The organism is Burkholderia sp. Ax-1720 (assembly GCF_011753035.1).
GTDB classification, from domain to species: Bacteria; Pseudomonadota; Gammaproteobacteria; order Burkholderiales; family Burkholderiaceae; genus Burkholderia; species Burkholderia gladioli.
Map to the genome: position 1 here is coordinate 1 of NZ_VWWK01000003.1, position 15203 is coordinate 15203.

The following is a 15203-nucleotide window of genomic DNA, read 5'->3' on the forward strand; positions in this document are numbered from 1 at the left end:
CGAGCGGGGCGCGTGAAGCAGGCGACGCCCGCGCCGCGCAACCGGCCGCCGCGGTCGCGGCGCGATGACGGGCCGGGGGAGCATTTCGCCATGGCCATGAACGTCGCGCAGGACGCCGAGGACGAGGTGATCGCCGCGATCAACACCACGCCGCTGGTCGACGTGATGCTGGTGCTGCTGATCATCTTCCTGATCACGATTCCGGTGGTCACGCATACGGTGCCGGTCAGCCTGCCCAGGGAAACCGTCACGCCGCTGCAGACCCGGCCGCAGAGCATCGAGCTGGCGGTCGATCCGGCCGGCCAGGTCTACTGGGACACGCAGCCGATCGACCGGCCGAGCCTGCTGGCCAGGCTGAAGATCGTGTCGCAGCAGTCGCCGCAGCCCGAGATCCATCTGCGCGGCGACCAGGCGGCGCGCTACGAGGCGATCGGCCCGGTGGTGACGGCCTGCGAGCGCGCCGGCATCGCCAAGCTGGCCTTCATCACCCAGCCGCCCGCGCACGGCAACTGAGGGAGATCCAAGATGGCGATGAGGAGGCGTCCAGGCGCCAGCGACGAGCCGGGGGTGATGGTCGATATCAACACCACGCCGCTGATCGACGTGATGCTGGTGTTGCTGATCATGCTGATCATCACGATTCCGATACAGATGCATGCGGTCAACATGAACCTGCCGGTCGGCACGCCGCCGCCGGCAGCCCCACCGCCGGTGGTGCAGGTCGACATCGATTTCGACGGGACGATCCGCTGGAACGGCGCGCCGCTGGCCGATGCGGCCGAACTGGAGCGGCGTTTCGCCGAGGTGGCCGGGCAGCCGGTGCAGCCCGAGGTGCACCTGTTGCCGAACCGGCTCGCACCTTACCGGGTGGTCGCTCAGGTGCTGGCTGCCGCCCAGCGCGAGGGGGCGACCCGGATTGGCCTGGTGGGCAACGAGCAGTATCTGCAGTGACTATGGACCTGCGGCTTGTCTCTGGCCACTACGACCGGCGTGGTATGTGGCGAGCGCAAGAAGCTGACGCTGCACGCGGCGTCCAGGCCTACAGCGGAAAATGCAGGTTGAGAAGAAGTTGGGCGGGGAGACGGCGAGAGTGTTCCGTGCTGCTGGCGGGGCACCGTAAATACGTTGCACACACAACTAATTTGACATAATTGTATTGATCAATTTTTTACTTTCTAGTCCTAAGTCCAAACGTCGTGTTGAGGTGCGGCGGAATTCTTGGACTGGATACTGTCAAGTTGTTCGGCAGACGGACCAGAAAAAGGCGATGGTCGCGGCTCATCGATTGGCCTACGTGGTAAAGCGGGCGCGCAATGCCATTTCCAGGCTGTCATCGCCTGGATCCGGGCCGCGCGTTTCTGTTGCGCGATCACTGGCTAGCCGCTCTTCGACCGGTTGGGCTCCTGATTTTCTACCGAGTGTTGGCCGTCTCTGCAGCCGGTTGGGTGCGCGCCGTGCCGCCTTTGCCGGCGTCGCGGGAATCGCCGACGGCGAGGCTCGCGCTTGTCCTCCCCGGCCTGCGTCGGGCGAGCCGCCGTCGATGAGCGCGGCCATGTAGGCCCACACCTCGCGCACGAACGCCGGCGCCACGCGCGGCGCCTCGACCAGGTGGAAAATCCGGTCGGAGCGGAACTCGAGGTAGTACAGACGCGACGCGCCATCGGTTTGGAACTGCAGGTGCGCGGTGTGGCCAGCGAACAGCGCCGAGTAGCTGTGGCTGTTGTGCGCGCCGTGCTGATCCACGGCACGCCACAGCCAATGCTTCTCGCCACCAATCGACACCACCATCTCGTCGAGATGCCACTTGTCGCCGCACGCCGGGGCAGTCGCGCTGCTCAAGGGTGGGTGACGTCGATATTGTTGATAGTGACCCACCCGGAACCGAGTTGATGTGAATTTCAACTTGTTCGGGGATTCGTCATTTCCAGATATTTTCCTGTATCTCTTGCAATAAATCCGCGACTTGTTTCCTTTATTTTAAAAGATTTGGGTATTTCACGCACCACATAGACGACTGACATGACGTCAAGCGAAGACCCCACCGAGTTGATAACGAAATATAACCAAGCAAACCCCCTTAGCGTCACCGGAAGGAAGAAACCTACTGCTCCGGAAATAAAGAATCCTGTTACAAGGGGGGCAAGCGCAACGACAGCATAGCGCTTGCGAGACAACACGACCTTACTTGTTACCGATGACCATTTAATTATGACGTGGCCAATCCCAAAATTGGGAAGTGCCACAACATGAGTAAATTCGTGAATAACATAAACAGCCAATGAAGTTACAAAAAAACCAACCCAAAATTCAATCGGATGCTCGGTGCCGGATTGAATCACCAGATCGAAATATATGGGATGCGGGATACTCTTAACATAGTGCGTGACATGCACACGGAAAGGAATGAACGAAGCAAGCAAGAAGAAACTGGACGCTGTGAGGACAGTCGTTTTTGGATAACGAAGCATTCGACGTCGGCAAACTGGAATTCGGTCCATATACGGTTATTCCTTTATGTGGGCATCTGACCGCATGTGAGCGTGGTCAAGAGTCCAGCATTCGCGAAGGCCTAAAGGCAATTTTCTCCGAATCTCGATGGACGAGACTTATCCAAGGATATTTCAATACCCGGATGCAATCGGGAAATGATGCCGACGTGATAGCTTATATTTGACATAATTTCAACGATTTTTTGGCCGAACCTAGTCGACCCTCACTTGGCAGTTCGGTCGTTACGCATCCGCGTGGCGCGATCCCCTGACCAATGGCCTGGCGCGGCACCTCAAAATTGACGGATTTCTCCGAAATCCTTATTTATCGTCGAGGAGATCAGGCTGGATGAGGAACTGAGCAGGGTCATCACCGAGCCATGCTGGCTGTCGCCCGCGTCCGGCCCAAGTTTTGCCGGTTTTCGGGTCTCGATATAGTGGAGCATTCGACAAACGGGCAGCCTTTCGTTTCGAGGGTTTTTCCTGGAGATCTTGGATGCTAATGCTCAAGTCGCTCATCAGCGCTTTGATCTGAACGATGGCGGCCTCCCGTTCACTTTCCAGCGCCACTTTGATCTGCCCGTCCAGCTCCTGTAATTGCGTAAGCAACGCAAGGTAGCCCTTCGAATTCGTGGTCATTTCCGTGATCCCTACTCTTCAATGATTTCTAGATGTCCAACTCGTGCGCCAGTTACGCAGGCCAGCCCCGATGGCAAGGAAGAGCGCGCCTAGGATCATAAAGCAGACTGGGACAGGAATCCCTCCCAGATTCCATTCCGCCAACATTTGGTAGGCGGTTTGCAACGAAGCATCGGCGGGTGCGGGCGCAACGAACAGCAGGGCGGACCCGAAGTAGATGCTAAGTGTCGCGGGCATCAGCCAGTACCCGAATATTCGGCCAATGTCTTGAGCGATAGCGATCGCCAGCCACCCTACCACGATGGCACCCACAACTAGATCTACCAGAATGACGATCATGGAAAAAAATCCTGCTATAAATTTCTTGAACAGACGTGAGACTTCGCCGGTTTAGACTGCCGAGAAGGTCGCGGTGCAGGCCAAACCGGCGTTATCCGCTACCCTTGTGGTGGCTTGTGCACCACCGATCGGTAGTTGTTGTCGATCCACTGCTTTGCCCATTCGATTCCGCGCTCGTAAGCTTGGGCCCGATAAACGCGGTTGCCGAGGTCCGTGAAAATGAAGCGCTCGTGCTCGCGAGTGATGATCACGCCCGAAACGAACAGCCGCTGCTTCGCAAGAATAGTTGGTGAAGCTTCGATCTTCCAGCCCTTGTATTCCGCGAACCGACTCACACGTTTCATATCGACCTCCGACTTGCGGCTGCCTTCACCCCTTACCTACCTTGCCCACTTCCGCGACCAATGTAGGCGCGCATCGCATCGCCGGCCGCACGTTCGTACATCCACGCCTGATCGGCGCCGTCTTCACACGAGCGAGCGATTACTTTCGCCAGATGCGATATTGAGCTGCGCCCGGGCTCGTCCGTTTCGGCGGCTTGCAGTTCGGTAAGAACAGCTTGGGCGAGACATTCGTACTCTTGCCAGCGGAATGCGCTGCCGCGTGCATCGCCTATATGCTCCGGCTTCTCTCCACACGCGGAGCAAATAGCCCGAGCCACTGCTTCGCGCACCTGTTTATCTTGGTGATTATCCATGAGCGTTTTTCGTCCTGTTACCGGTCCGCTTCTGACTTAATGTGGTTGCTCCATGCTTCTTGCTTGCCGAGGATACAGCGAAGCCACGCATAGGTTGGAGTCGTCCAGAGCCCGCGCGACGCTTTGATGCGCTCCGCTTGAAGTCGCAGACGTACATGTGCGCTGCGTTCATTCCAATTCGAGGTAACGCTTTTCATTCGCCGCCCCCTCGACTGTTTCCTTCACGAGCCAGCCTGACGAGCGCTTGTCTACGCCAAGAACAATTCCGCCGCGTACGCCACTGGAATCGCGGCTTGTTCAGTTACAACGCCTTCGAGGATGGAGTCATCGTGACCTGGACGTTTCCACGCTCTTCGCCCAGCGCAACGCGACGAACATGAGCAGCCGCGATTCAATTTGGTCGAGCTCGTATTCTGCCCCGCATTGAACGCAGACTTCGCGTAGTGCTCCCGCGGTGACGAGATACTCACTTCGCCGCCAGTTAGATATTTCGACTACGGCCTCGGCAAGTGTCGCGTCGGTCTGCTGCGCGAAGACATCTTCAATCTTGAGCAGACCTCTGTCCATTACGTGGCTTGAACTGCGGCACGATAGCGAGCCCGGAGCAGTAGATCGGGAACAGGATTGAGGACTTCGCTCATGAATTGAAGCTCGATGCATGCGTCGATACCATGCAGCGGAGCATGGCGGTCGAACGCCGCTTTCGCCGCCTCGAGCTGGGTGTCGTCATGAATCCGGGAAGCAACCGCATGGATGGCAGCTTTTTCGGCAGCCGTTAAAAATTCGCTCACGATGTCGTCCTTTTTCTTGTTACGCCGGCTATGCCGGCGGCTTCTAAATTTCGATGCCTATCCCGGTCAAACATTAGCCCAACGATAAGCAGCCAACCGCAAGACCCCCGCCTCGATGACTTTGCTTGAGTCTCCGTGAGTCATACCCGTTTGACGCATGAGATCCGCGCTGAGCCGGCGGACGACCCCATCTACGAGCACGCCAGTCTCCTCGTAGTTCTTCATTTCTTCGACACTCAAGCGCAGATCAGCCACGGGTATCTCTGAGAGAAATCTTTGGACGATATTCATGTCGTTCGTACCTGGCACGGCGTTTTCTAGTCGATTCGGTTGAGGATTTCAACTTCGAAACCCTCCGGCCAACCGTCTCGATGAACGTTCAGCGCATCTTCTACGATCAGCTCGGGTGCCACGTCCTCGTAGTCGGCATCGCGCGGCGTGAACATCACGATCGCGCTCGGAACCCCCTTCGCTGCGGCGATCTGGTCTGCTAGCCGTTTGAGTTCCTTCGTCCAGATTTGAACCTGACGCTCCAGGAGCTGCTGCTGATCGATTCTGTCAACATGATGTCTTCCTTCACCGCCGGCCGGGCCGGCGCGCCCCTTAATCACGCGCCGTACCGGAGCTTCACCGCCTCGTTCCGCGCTTCGTTCGACATCCGCTTGTGGTCGCGGCTGCGTTTCGCTTGTGCCTTCTTCTTCGCGTCCTCTCCGGTCAGTGCCGAGACCTGCCAGATCTCGCATTCGGAGTATGCAGGGTCGTCCGGCTTCCCGCCGAAGCTCCACGCGCCGCTGGGGAACCGCGCAACGGTCCAGAGTTTTTCGCCCATCACCTTTTCCTAGTATGTGCCGGCAACACGGTCGCCAGCCAGTCACTGCACAACAACCTAACAAGGCTGCCAACTGCTGCATCACGGACTGCTGCCCCGGTCCGCGATGCAAGCCTACATGCGTCGTCACTCATGCTCGATGTTCCGTTCGTGATATCGGCACCTGTGCGCGGACCATGAGCGAATGATATACCCCCAATGGGGGTATATCAACTAATTTTCTTGTCCCATTCAAGAATCTCCCTAACATACGCCCACACCACATCGGGCAGGTTACGGAAGTCGATCGTGTCATTTGGCGCGAGCCATTTGTCCAGAGTCTTGATTGGGACGCTGATGCGTTTGGCGAACTGTGCGCGCGTCATCCCCAGCGTCGTCATCGCTTGGCGTAGAAATTCCTGCTGGGGCAGTGATGTAGGCGGTACTCTTGATGCCATTCGTTTCTCGTATCACGTGCCTGTATTGGCTGGATGTCGTCGGTGCGGATCTAATCGTATTGGGTGAAATTCTATACCCCCAATGGGGTGATCTCAATGGTTGCATCCCGTTAGTGAGCGCGACTATCGATTCCAGGGGGCCGGCGCGGCGCATGCCAGATTCTCGTCCGATTACCTGTCCTGAAGGACTGCGACTTCCGCGCCGGGGTCCTGGTGCGGAACGTGGCATCAACGCCGCGCTCCGGCGCAGGAAGGCAAGTGGAGAGTGGGCGCTCAACACCCAAACCGACGAGCTCCTGGCCTCTCTGATCGCCTAGCACGACGGTTAGCTTCGCACCACGCTCCTATCGGTGATACTGCTGGCGCTCAGTCGGCTCGAACGGCTGCGCGACGGGTAATCGTTCAACCGACCGCCGGCGAGGCGGTAGCTCCCGGCGGCAAGGTCCCCAACCCGGGTGGGCGTCGCACGCGCATGGTCAACAGGGCAAATTGCGGCGGCGGTATTCGATAGCTGCCCTCCGAATCCGTCGCACCGATGACTTGAGCGTGAAAAGGGATGTTGACAAAATATGTTCATTGCGCATAATCAGAGACATGGTAGCCGCCTGGTCGCCACCGCTCCGCAGGGCACGTGTGGAAGGAGAATTCGCAAATGCGAAAAGCAAATAGCTGGCACCCGGACTACGCTGCAGAAGCGTGCGCTCGTAGCGAGAGAGATGCCCACCAGGATCTAACGTTCGTGAAGTATGCGAGCAGTACCTATCAGGTGCTGCCCCTGGTGCACACCATCGCGGCGGAAACGGGCGATAGCAAGCTCGCCTCGATTGCGGCCACTGTTTCAGAGATCGAGCAGGAGCGCGAGGAAAAGGGCAATCGCTGCTACCGCAAGGTGACAGAGGCGCAGCGCCACGTCCTCGCCACAGCTCTGCTGAAAAAATATGGCAGCGCACGGGGAGTGGTCAAAGCCGCGTGGAACGTGACCGACGCACAGATCGAAGACGCCGACATTTGAAGGGAAGCGCAGTGAAAGCTACCAAAATTATCGGTGGTTACGAAGTTGTGTTCACCACGTCGCTGAGCGCCACCAATAAGCTTGTCGATGTCCGTGTTGTTGGCGGTGGTTGCGGGCCGACCGGCACTTGGACGAATGCTTGGCGCTTGGCCCACGAACTCGTGGGCTATGCAGTCGAGGCACGGGAGGCGGCGGTTCGACGCGCTGCCGAGAAGGAGGCTTCACGATTGGCTCGTGTGGAAAAGCACCAAGCAAAGCAACGCCGACGGTCGTCGCTAGAGAGCGCGAAGGCAATCGCGGCACGACGTGGCCTGGCTGCCGAACATCTCGCCGTTGCGGGGCCCGTTGCGCTGGCCAAAGAACCCACGGTTCCTACTTCGCACTACGAGGTCGACGCGATGAATGACAGCCCGCATCTGCACTATATTGTGATGAACCGGAGCCGCAGCGAACGGATTACACGTGCAGACTGCGACAGCACCGAGCAAGCGTTCATTATTGAGCGCACCTTGTTGCCAGTGCTGCAAACCGGGATCGGCTGGGCGGACAGCCGCAAGAGTGCGTATCGAGTGCGCGGCGAGGTCACGCGGGCCCGCGGCCAGTTTGTGTTGACCGAGCACAGTGTGCCGGTGGCGACATTCTATGTGTGCCTCGATGCTAAGGCCGCCACGGGCGTGTGGCGATCGGTAATCGAGGAGTCGCGCGGGCAACTTGGCGATGCTGCGCTGGCGCCAGCGGTTCCCTGGGCGCTGCTGCGACATGACGCTCCCGCCGATGTACCTCTACCCCGATGGCTTGACTGGTGGGCGAAACATGTCGGCTTTGCCCTTCTTACCCGGGAGGGATGGTGACATCGGACCCAATCGTTGCACGACAGGAGGCTGCTGCAGCTGATGTCGTCTCGCTGCGCACGAGCGTTCAAGATGCGCTGGGAGTAGGCATCACGGCTGCACAGGATTGGTGTGCGGCCGCCGTTTGCTCGCAGCGCAGGGCCTGGCAGCAATGGGAGCGCGGGGAGCGTAGTATCCACCCAGGCATTTACAAGCTTGCACGCATGGAAGTTGCGCGCCTTGAAGCCGAGCGCGGCAGGCTAGTTATGCCCGAACAGAAACGGGGTTGACCTAGCGATCCCAGTGCGGCCACTCGACCTCGGTCGGCCGGTCGCTGCTTGGCTCGTCAGCTCGCCCCCCCGGCCGCATCCCGAAGCGTTCCCAGGGTATGGGCACCATCGTCCGGATCCTCGAACCATTGGTTCGTCAGCCTCAAAACAGCTCGTCGTTGGCTGGCCCGGGCGCCGCCAGCTCCTGCTTTTTGCGGCGAGGCGGCCGCGGCGCCGGGTGGCCCCGATACGCCTCGGCCGGCAGCAAAGACAGAAACGACCGTGCCTGTTCCGGATCGCTGCAGCTGAGCCAGTCATCGTAATGCTCAGGCAGCAAGATCACGACGCCGCGCTTCTCGTTCGGCGTGCCGTCCGCCTCGAGATGTCGATGGAACTGGCTCAGGAAAGGATGGCCATCTGCGTTGACAGTCAACATCGTGAAGCCGTAGACCACGGTGCCATCGGGCTCCGGCCAGGGTTTCCACAATCCGGCCACGGCGCAAGGCGCGCCGCTGGCCAGCTCGATACCCCAGCGCTCCGATTTGTCCTTCAGCACCTTGCGCACCCGCTCGTCTCGATCCAGCCCATCGAGATCCGGAAGCGGTGAATATCGAGGCTCATAGATGACATCCGCCGGCACGATGGCAAATCGGCAGGCGTGCCAGGAATCCTTGAAGTTGGCTTTCTGTCCAACCGTCTCGCTGCGCGCGTTCATGGTGTCGAACTTGAACTTACCGATCTTCGATTGCGGCCGGATACCGAAGCTGCCTAGCAGCGATTCGCGCCCGCCGTCGGCGCCGCGGCGGATGAAAGGCGCAGGATAGTCACAGTAGATTTCGGCCGGCCATTCGCCGTCCGGCGGCGCCGAATCGAAAAGATCGGCATACCGGCTTTCGCTGGTTGCAATATAGTTAGTACACAAGGCAGACCTCCCTCTCGACAACGACGAATACCGGCCCGCTGAACGTCGCGGCGCTCCGAGGTGTCACGGCGTCTCAGACGGCGGCTGTTGCTCGTCGGGAATGTTCGGGTCGTTGTAGTAGACCGGCCCACCTTCATGGCTCGGCTCGGGTGGAAACGAGATCTGCGTCATCGGCATAACAAAGGTGCGTAGCCATTCGTCAAGCGCAGTACAGACGTCCTCGTAAGCATCATCGAAACCAGATCCCTCGGCGCTGCCCGGCGGGTCGGGAAACAGGCTTTTTCCCCATCTGATCATTCCCGGCGTGCAATAGCCGTACCTGTCGAGCTTGGCCTCGTTTGCCACGAAGTCGTAGCTGTTGGCGACGGCCGACACCATGCTGATCGACATCGAGTCGACGATCTCGAACTTCGAGTAAGCGATGCACCAGTCAATGAATGCGCGCTGCATTTCGGTCAGGGGTTTTCGCATGTCGCCTCCTTCCGGATCCGATCCGGTCATCTTACGCTCACCGTGCGCAGCGGCTGCCGAGCGCCGCTTGGCGGCGGCGTCCGCCCGGCCGTCAACTGGCTAGGCAATTCCCGCGCTGGCTTTTTGAGACGGCTGGGTTACAATCGGCCAACCCTGTATATCCATACAGTATTGGTGCACGAACATGAACCCCGCTCTCGCTCATCCGGAACGAATTCACCCAGCCCTGTGGCGCGCCAGCCAGCGCGCGCAGGCCGGCGCCGTCGGCATCGAAACCGGGCACCCTACTCTGTCCGCCGAGCTTCCCGGCGGTGGCTGGCCGCCCAGCTGCCTGGTCGAGCTGCTGACGCAGCAGCCGGGCATCGGCGAACTGCGCCTGCTCGCGCCGGTGCTCGCGCGCCTGGCGCCCAAGCCGATCGTGGTGGTCCAGCCGCCCCATCGCCTGCAGCCGGCCGCACTCGCATACTGGGGCGTGGATCCTGCGGCCTTCGTGAGCCTGCGTACACCGCGCACGGCCGATGCGCTCTGGGCTGCGGAACAGGCACTACGCGCCGGCACGTGTGGCGCGGTCCTGCTCTGGCAGCACGTCGTGCGATCGGACGCACTGCGACGCCTCAACCTTGCGGCGCAGGCCGGCTCCGCCCTGTTTTTCCTGTTGCGCCCGGCGTCCGCCGCGCGCGACGCGTCCCCTGCGCCGCTACGCCTGGCGCTCGCGCCGGCGCGCGATGGCGTCGAGGTGATATTCGTGAAACGCCGCGGCGCGCAGCGCGACGAACCGCTGTTCGTGCCGCTCTCCCCCTCCCCGATTTTGCTTGATCGCCATGGCAGTCTGGATCGGCGTGCATCTGCCGCGCCTCACTCTCGAAACGTTCGTCCCGCTGTCGCCAGCGCCATCGTCGAATGACGGCACGGGTGTCGTCGTGCTCGAGCACGACCGCGTGGTCGCGCTCGATCGGCCGGCGGCCGAGCTCGGTGTCCTGGTCGGCATGCGCCGCGGCGGCGTCCTTACGCTCGCGCCCGAAGCACGAATCTGCACGCGCGACATGGCGCGCGAGGACGAGCTCGTGCGCGGCGTCGCGTATGCGCTGCTGCAGTTCACGCCGAGCGTCGTGCTCGACGCCGAGGCCGTGGTGCTGCTCGACGTGACCGCCAGCCTGCGCCTGTTCCACGGCATTCGCGCGCTTCGGCGCCGGGTCCGCCAGCTGGTAACGTCGTTCGGTCTGACGGCCGCCGTGTCGCTCGCGTCGACGGGGCCGGCCGCCTGGACGCTCGCCCGAGGCCTGCGCGGCGGATCCGCGCTCGCCGCGCGCTCCCTGCAGCGCGCCCTGGCCCGCGCCCCGCTCGCAGTCGCACCGCCGGCGCGTCGCTACGTCGAGTGGTTCGACGCGCTGGGCTGCGCCACCCTCGCAGATTTGCAGCGCCTGCCGCGCGCCGGGCTCAAGAAGCGGAGCGGGGTCGCCCTGTTGGACTGGCTCGATCAGGTGGCCGGCGCCGCGCCGGCGCCCTACGAGTGGCTCGAAGCGCCGCCGGCGTTCGACGTCCGCATCGAGCTGCCGGACCGCGTCGAGCATGCCGATGCCCTGGTGTTCGCCGCCCACCGCCTGGTGCTGCAGCTGACGGGCTGGCTGGCCGTGAAGCAGTTGGACGTGTGCACGTTCGTGCTGAAGCTCGAGCATGAGCGCGGCCGCGACGCGATCGCCCCGACCGAGCTCGAGATCGTGCTCGGCGCGCCCACCCGCTTCGAAGAGCACCTCATGCGGCTGGTCAAGGAGCGGCTGGGCCGCCTCGAGCTGCCCACGCCCGCGATCGCGATCGCGCTGCACGCTCATCGTGTGCAGCCGGCCGAAGCCCCGAGCGAAACGCTGTTTCCTGAGCCTGGTGGCACGCCGCAAGACCACGCGCGGCTCATGGAGCTGCTGACCGCGCGCCTGGGCGCCGAGAACGTGCTCGTGCCGGCGCCGGCGGCCGATTTCAGGCCGGAGGTCGCCGCGCAGTGGATCCCGTTCGACCAGCGCAAGAAGCCGGTGCCGGCGCCGGCGGATCTGCCGCGCCCCGCCTGGCTGCTGGAGAAGCCCGTCCAGCTGCTCATGCGCGCGAATCGTCCTTTTTACGGTACGCCGCTGCGCATGATGTCGCCGGGCGAGCGCATCGAATGCGGCTGGGATGATGGCGAGGCCGTGACGCGCGACTATTTCGTCGGCGAAGACGATAACGGCGTGCATTACTGGCTCTTCCGCGAGCGTGTTTCGGCGCGCGACGAGCGCGAGCCGCGCTGGTTCCTGCATGGCCTGTTCGGTTGACCTGCGATGTGCGCCGCGCCGATCGGCGTGCTGCCCGCCTACGCGGAACTGCAGTGCGCGAGCAACTTCTCGTTCCTACACGGCGCCTCGCGCGCCGAGGAGCTGGTGGAGCGCGCGGCGCGCCTCGGGTACAGTGCGATCGCGATCACAGACGAGTGCTCGCTGGCCGGCGTCGTGCGCGCACACATTGAAGCGAAGGCCGCAGGCCTGCCACTGATCATCGGCTCCCACTTTCGCCTGACCGCCGGCGACGGGTCGCCCGCCCTCGCCTTCACGGCCCTCGCGATGAACCGCGAGGGCTACGGCAATCTCTGCGAACTCGTCACGCTCGGCCGCACGCGCGCGGCGAAGGGCACGTATCGCCTGGCGCCGATGGACCTCGAGCATCCCGAGGCACCGCTTGAGCATCTGCGAGGCCTGCCGGACTGCATGATCATCCTCACGCCCGATTTTCCGGCGAACGAGCAGCGCCTCGATGCGCAACTCGAATGGGCCGCACGCGTGTTCGGCGATCGCGCGCGAGTCGCGTTGACGCTGCATGCCCGGGCGATGGACGACATCCACCGAGGCGCCGTCGAGCGGGCCGCCGCACGCCACGACGTGTCAGTGGTGGCCACCAGCTGGCCCTTGATGCACGTGCGCTCGAGGAAGCCCCTGCAAGACGTGCTGACGGGGATCCGGCTCGGCCGGTCGGTGGGCGAGTGTGGCTACGAGCTCGCGCCGAACGCCGAGCGCCACTTGCGATCCCGGTTGCGCCTGGCCAACCTCTATCCGGCCGGCGCGCTGGAGGAGACGGTCCGCATCGCGCGGTGCTGCACGTTCTCGCTCGACGAGCTGCGCTACGAGTATCCCGACGAGCTCGTGCCGGCTGGCTACACGCCAGCGTCGTATCTGCGCGAGCAGACCTATATTGGCGCGCACGGGCGCTTCCCCAACGGGATACCATTCAACGTGCAGGCGCAGATCGAACACGAGCTGCAGCTGATCGCCGAACTGAAGTATGAGCCGTACTTCCTGACGGTCTACGACATTGTGCGATTCGCGCGTAGCCAAAACATCCTCTGCCAAGGCCGCGGCTCCGCCGCTAACAGCGCTGTCTGCTATTGCCTTCGGGTGACGGAGGTCGATCCGGCGCGCGGCAACATGCTGTTCGAGCGCTTTATCAGTAAGGAACGCAACGAGCCGCCCGATATCGACGTCGACTTCGAGCACCAGCGGCGCGAAGAGGTGATGCAGTACATCTACAGCAAGTACGGCCGCGATCGCGCGGCGCTGACCGCGGCCGTGTCGACCTATCGCCCACGCGGCGCGTTGCGCGAGGCTGGCAAGGCCCTCGGCGTGGACCCGATCATCGTCGATCGTGTGGCGAAGGCCCACCACTGGTTCGACTCGAAAGCGGATCTGCTCGCGCGCTTTGCCGAGGCAGGCCTCGACGTCGAGGCGCCGATGAACCAACAGTGGGCCGCCTTCGCCACCGCGTTGCTCGGCTACCCTCGTCACCTTTCCCAGCACTCGGGCGGCTTCGTCATTTCGCGCACGAAGTTGTCACGCATGGTGCCGATCGAAAACGCCGCGATGGTGGATCGAACGATCATCCAGTGGGACAAGGACGATATCGAGGCGCTGGGCCTGCTGAAAATCGACGTCCTGGCCCTAGGCATGCTCAGCATGGTGCGGCGCGCGCTTGAGATGATCTCGGAGAAGCGCGGTGAGGCCTTCGAACTGCAGGACATTCCTGCCGAAGACGAGGCCACTTACGAGATGCTCTGCCACGGCGACAGCATGGGGGTGTTCCAGGTCGAGTCGCGCGCGCAGATGTCGATGCTGCCTCGCCTGCAGCCGAGGTGCTTCTACGACCTGGTCATTGAGGTGGCCATCGTCCGGCCCGGGCCCGTACAGGGCGGGATGGTCCACCCGTTCCTGCGCCGACGCCAAGGCCTCGAGCCCGTGACCTTCCCCTCGCCGGACGTCGAGAAGGCGCTCAAGCGCACGCTCGGCGTGCCGATCTTCCAGGAGCAGGTCATGCAGGTGGCCATGCTCGCGGCCGGCTTCTCCGCCGGCGAGGCCGACCAGTTGCGCCGCGCGATGGCAGCATGGAAACGCAAGGGCGGCCTGGAGCCCTACCACGAGCGCCTGGTGAACGGCATGCTGGCGCGCGACTACGACCGGGACTTCGCCGAAGCGATCTTCGCTCAAATCAAAGGCTTCGGCGACTACGGCTTTCCGGAGAGCCACGCAGCCAGCTTCGCGCTGCTGGTCTACGCCAGCGCCTGGCTGCGCCGCCACGAGCCGGCCGTGTTCCTGGCCGCGCTGCTGAATAGCCAGCCGATGGGCTTCTACACCCCCTCACAGCTCATCCAGGACGCCCGGCGCCGCGGCGTACAGGTGCTACCCGTCGACGTGACGGTCAGCAGCTGGGATTCGACGCTCGAGGGCGACACCACCGCGGCGCCCGTGCGCGTGGGCATGTCGCTGATCAGCGGCATGCGCGTGGAAGCCGCCGAGAGGATCCAGCTGGCGCGCGCCGTGCGCCCCTTCGTCGACGTCGCGGATCTCGCTCGACGGGCGGCGCTCGACCGGCATGACCTGGCTGTTCTCGCTCGTGCCAGCGCGCTGCGCTCGCTGGCCAAGGGCCATCGGCGCAACGCCATCTGGACGGCCGCCGCGGCGGTGCCGGACAAGGATATTCTGCGCGGCACGGAACGCGACGACGAGGCGCCGGCGCTGCCGCAGGCCTCGGAAGGCAGCGAGATTGTGACGGACTATCGTGCGATGGGCTTCACGCTCGGTCGGCACCCACTCGAGCTGCTGCGCGATCGGCTGCGAGCCGACCGGCTGCTGCCGGCGCGCGAGCTCGCGCAGCTGCGCAATGGGCAATTCGCGCGCGCATGCGGGATTGTGACCGTACGTCAGCGCCCGGGCACCGCAAAGGGCGTGCTGTTCATTACGCTCGAAGACGAGACGGGCCAGACCAACGTGATTGTCTGGCCCGACCTTCTCGAAAGGTATCGACGAGAGGCGCTTGGCGCTTCGTTGCTCGCGGTCTATGGTGTGTGGCAAACCGAAGGTGATGTTCACCACCTGATCGCGAAAGACCTACGAGATCGCAGTGAACTGCTCGGCGGATTGATCGTCGAGTCGCACGATTTCCATTGATTGCGAAAAGGGAGGACGGAAG

20 protein-coding genes and 1 pseudogene are annotated in these 15203 nt (G+C 62.5%); 7 read left to right on the forward strand and 14 right to left on the reverse strand.

Annotation, left to right across the window (positions count from 1 at the left end; genetic code table 11):
* Positions 1 to 90: 90 nt before the first annotated feature.
* Positions 91 to 513 (forward strand): biopolymer transporter ExbD, encoded by a 423-nt coding sequence (locus tag F3J18_RS01350; protein ID WP_166910828.1) that lies wholly within the window; start codon positions 91 to 93, stop codon positions 511 to 513.
* 12 nt (positions 514 to 525) lie between these two features.
* The gene (locus F3J18_RS01355) at positions 526 to 951 is read left to right on the forward strand and encodes a biopolymer transporter ExbD (protein WP_166910830.1); all 426 of its coding nucleotides are present in this window, start codon (positions 526 to 528) and stop codon (positions 949 to 951) included.
* Between the two features lie 777 nt (positions 952 to 1728).
* Here the strand turns inward: F3J18_RS01355 and F3J18_RS01360 are convergent.
* The 12 genes and pseudogenes from F3J18_RS01360 to F3J18_RS01415 form a co-directional block, all read right to left on the reverse strand.
* Positions 1729 to 1812: pseudogene (locus F3J18_RS01360) on the reverse strand (DDE-type integrase/transposase/recombinase); the annotation flags it as partial.
* 86 nt (positions 1813 to 1898) lie between these two features.
* Entirely contained in the window at positions 1899 to 2498 is a 600-nt protein-coding gene (locus tag F3J18_RS01365; RefSeq protein ID WP_166910832.1) for a DUF3267 domain-containing protein, read from the reverse strand.
* Positions 2499 to 2810: 312 nt separating this feature from the next.
* A complete protein-coding gene (locus F3J18_RS01370) occupies positions 2811 to 3128 on the reverse strand; it encodes an H-NS histone family protein (protein ID WP_166910834.1) in 318 nt (105 codons plus the stop codon).
* A gap of 18 nt (positions 3129 to 3146) precedes the next feature.
* The gene (locus tag F3J18_RS01375) at positions 3147 to 3467 is read right to left on the reverse strand and encodes a hypothetical protein (protein WP_166910836.1); all 321 of its coding nucleotides are present in this window, start codon (positions 3465 to 3467) and stop codon (positions 3147 to 3149) included.
* Between the two features lie 98 nt (positions 3468 to 3565).
* Positions 3566 to 3811: a hypothetical protein gene (locus F3J18_RS01380; protein WP_166910838.1), complete on the reverse strand. Its 246-nt coding sequence runs from the start codon at positions 3809 to 3811 to the stop codon at positions 3566 to 3568.
* 32 nt (positions 3812 to 3843) lie between these two features.
* On the reverse strand, positions 3844 to 4164 hold the full coding sequence (locus tag F3J18_RS01385; RefSeq protein WP_166910840.1) for a hypothetical protein: 321 nt from the start codon (positions 4162 to 4164) through the stop codon (positions 3844 to 3846).
* Positions 4165 to 4488: 324 nt separating this feature from the next.
* Entirely contained in the window at positions 4489 to 4731 is a 243-nt protein-coding gene (locus F3J18_RS01390; protein ID WP_166910842.1) for a hypothetical protein, read from the reverse strand.
* Positions 4731 to 4955 (reverse strand): hypothetical protein, encoded by a 225-nt coding sequence (locus F3J18_RS01395; RefSeq protein ID WP_166910844.1) that lies wholly within the window; start codon positions 4953 to 4955, stop codon positions 4731 to 4733. Before F3J18_RS01395 ends, F3J18_RS01390 begins: the two co-directional genes overlap by 1 nt.
* Before the next feature lie 66 nt (positions 4956 to 5021).
* The gene (locus F3J18_RS01400; RefSeq protein ID WP_166910846.1) at positions 5022 to 5246 is read right to left on the reverse strand and encodes a hypothetical protein; all 225 of its coding nucleotides are present in this window, start codon (positions 5244 to 5246) and stop codon (positions 5022 to 5024) included.
* Between the two features lie 26 nt (positions 5247 to 5272).
* Positions 5273 to 5566: a hypothetical protein gene (locus F3J18_RS01405; RefSeq protein WP_345891669.1), complete on the reverse strand. Its 294-nt coding sequence runs from the start codon at positions 5564 to 5566 to the stop codon at positions 5273 to 5275.
* Positions 5563 to 5784 carry a hypothetical protein gene (locus tag F3J18_RS01410; protein WP_166910848.1) on the reverse strand — a complete coding sequence of 74 codons (222 nt, stop codon included), beginning with the start codon at positions 5782 to 5784 and terminating at the stop codon, positions 5563 to 5565. The genes F3J18_RS01405 and F3J18_RS01410 overlap by 4 nt, the downstream gene beginning before the upstream one ends.
* 209 nt (positions 5785 to 5993) lie before the next feature.
* Entirely contained in the window at positions 5994 to 6221 is a 228-nt protein-coding gene (locus F3J18_RS01415; protein ID WP_166910850.1) for a transcriptional regulator, read from the reverse strand.
* 739 nt (positions 6222 to 6960) lie between these two features.
* On the opposite strand from F3J18_RS01415, the gene F3J18_RS01420 reads away from it, so the two are divergent.
* Entirely contained in the window at positions 6961 to 7233 is a 273-nt protein-coding gene (locus F3J18_RS01420) for a hypothetical protein (protein ID WP_166910852.1), read from the forward strand.
* Positions 7234 to 7244: 11 nt separating this feature from the next.
* Complete coding sequence (locus F3J18_RS01425) at positions 7245 to 8084, forward strand: hypothetical protein (RefSeq protein WP_166910854.1); 840 nt, start codon at positions 7245 to 7247, stop codon at positions 8082 to 8084.
* A 411-nt stretch (positions 8085 to 8495) separates the two neighbouring features.
* On the opposite strand, the gene F3J18_RS01430 is transcribed toward F3J18_RS01425, so the two are convergent.
* Both F3J18_RS01430 and F3J18_RS01435 read right to left on the reverse strand, forming a co-directional pair.
* Entirely contained in the window at positions 8496 to 9254 is a 759-nt protein-coding gene (locus F3J18_RS01430; protein ID WP_166910856.1) for an SOS response-associated peptidase family protein, read from the reverse strand.
* A 63-nt stretch (positions 9255 to 9317) separates the two neighbouring features.
* Positions 9318 to 9725, reverse strand: a complete 408-nt coding sequence (locus F3J18_RS01435; RefSeq protein ID WP_166910858.1) for a hypothetical protein — start codon at positions 9723 to 9725, stop codon at positions 9318 to 9320.
* Positions 9726 to 9909: 184 nt separating this feature from the next.
* Here F3J18_RS01435 and imuA point away from each other — a divergent pair, with 184 nt between their 5' ends.
* Genes imuA through F3J18_RS01450 form a run of 3 tightly spaced genes read left to right on the forward strand, consistent with a single transcriptional unit; the run spans position 9910 to position 15181 of the window.
* Positions 9910 to 10629 carry a translesion DNA synthesis-associated protein ImuA gene (gene imuA, locus F3J18_RS01440; protein WP_166910860.1) on the forward strand — a complete coding sequence of 240 codons (720 nt, stop codon included), beginning with the start codon at positions 9910 to 9912 and terminating at the stop codon, positions 10627 to 10629.
* Positions 10547 to 12025: a DNA polymerase Y family protein gene (locus F3J18_RS01445; protein WP_166910862.1), complete on the forward strand. Its 1479-nt coding sequence runs from the start codon at positions 10547 to 10549 to the stop codon at positions 12023 to 12025. The genes imuA and F3J18_RS01445 overlap by 83 nt, the downstream gene beginning before the upstream one ends.
* A 6-nt stretch (positions 12026 to 12031) precedes the next feature.
* Positions 12032 to 15181 carry an error-prone DNA polymerase gene (locus tag F3J18_RS01450; protein ID WP_166910864.1) on the forward strand — a complete coding sequence of 1050 codons (3150 nt, stop codon included), beginning with the start codon at positions 12032 to 12034 and terminating at the stop codon, positions 15179 to 15181.
* Positions 15182 to 15203 lie beyond the last annotated feature (22 nt).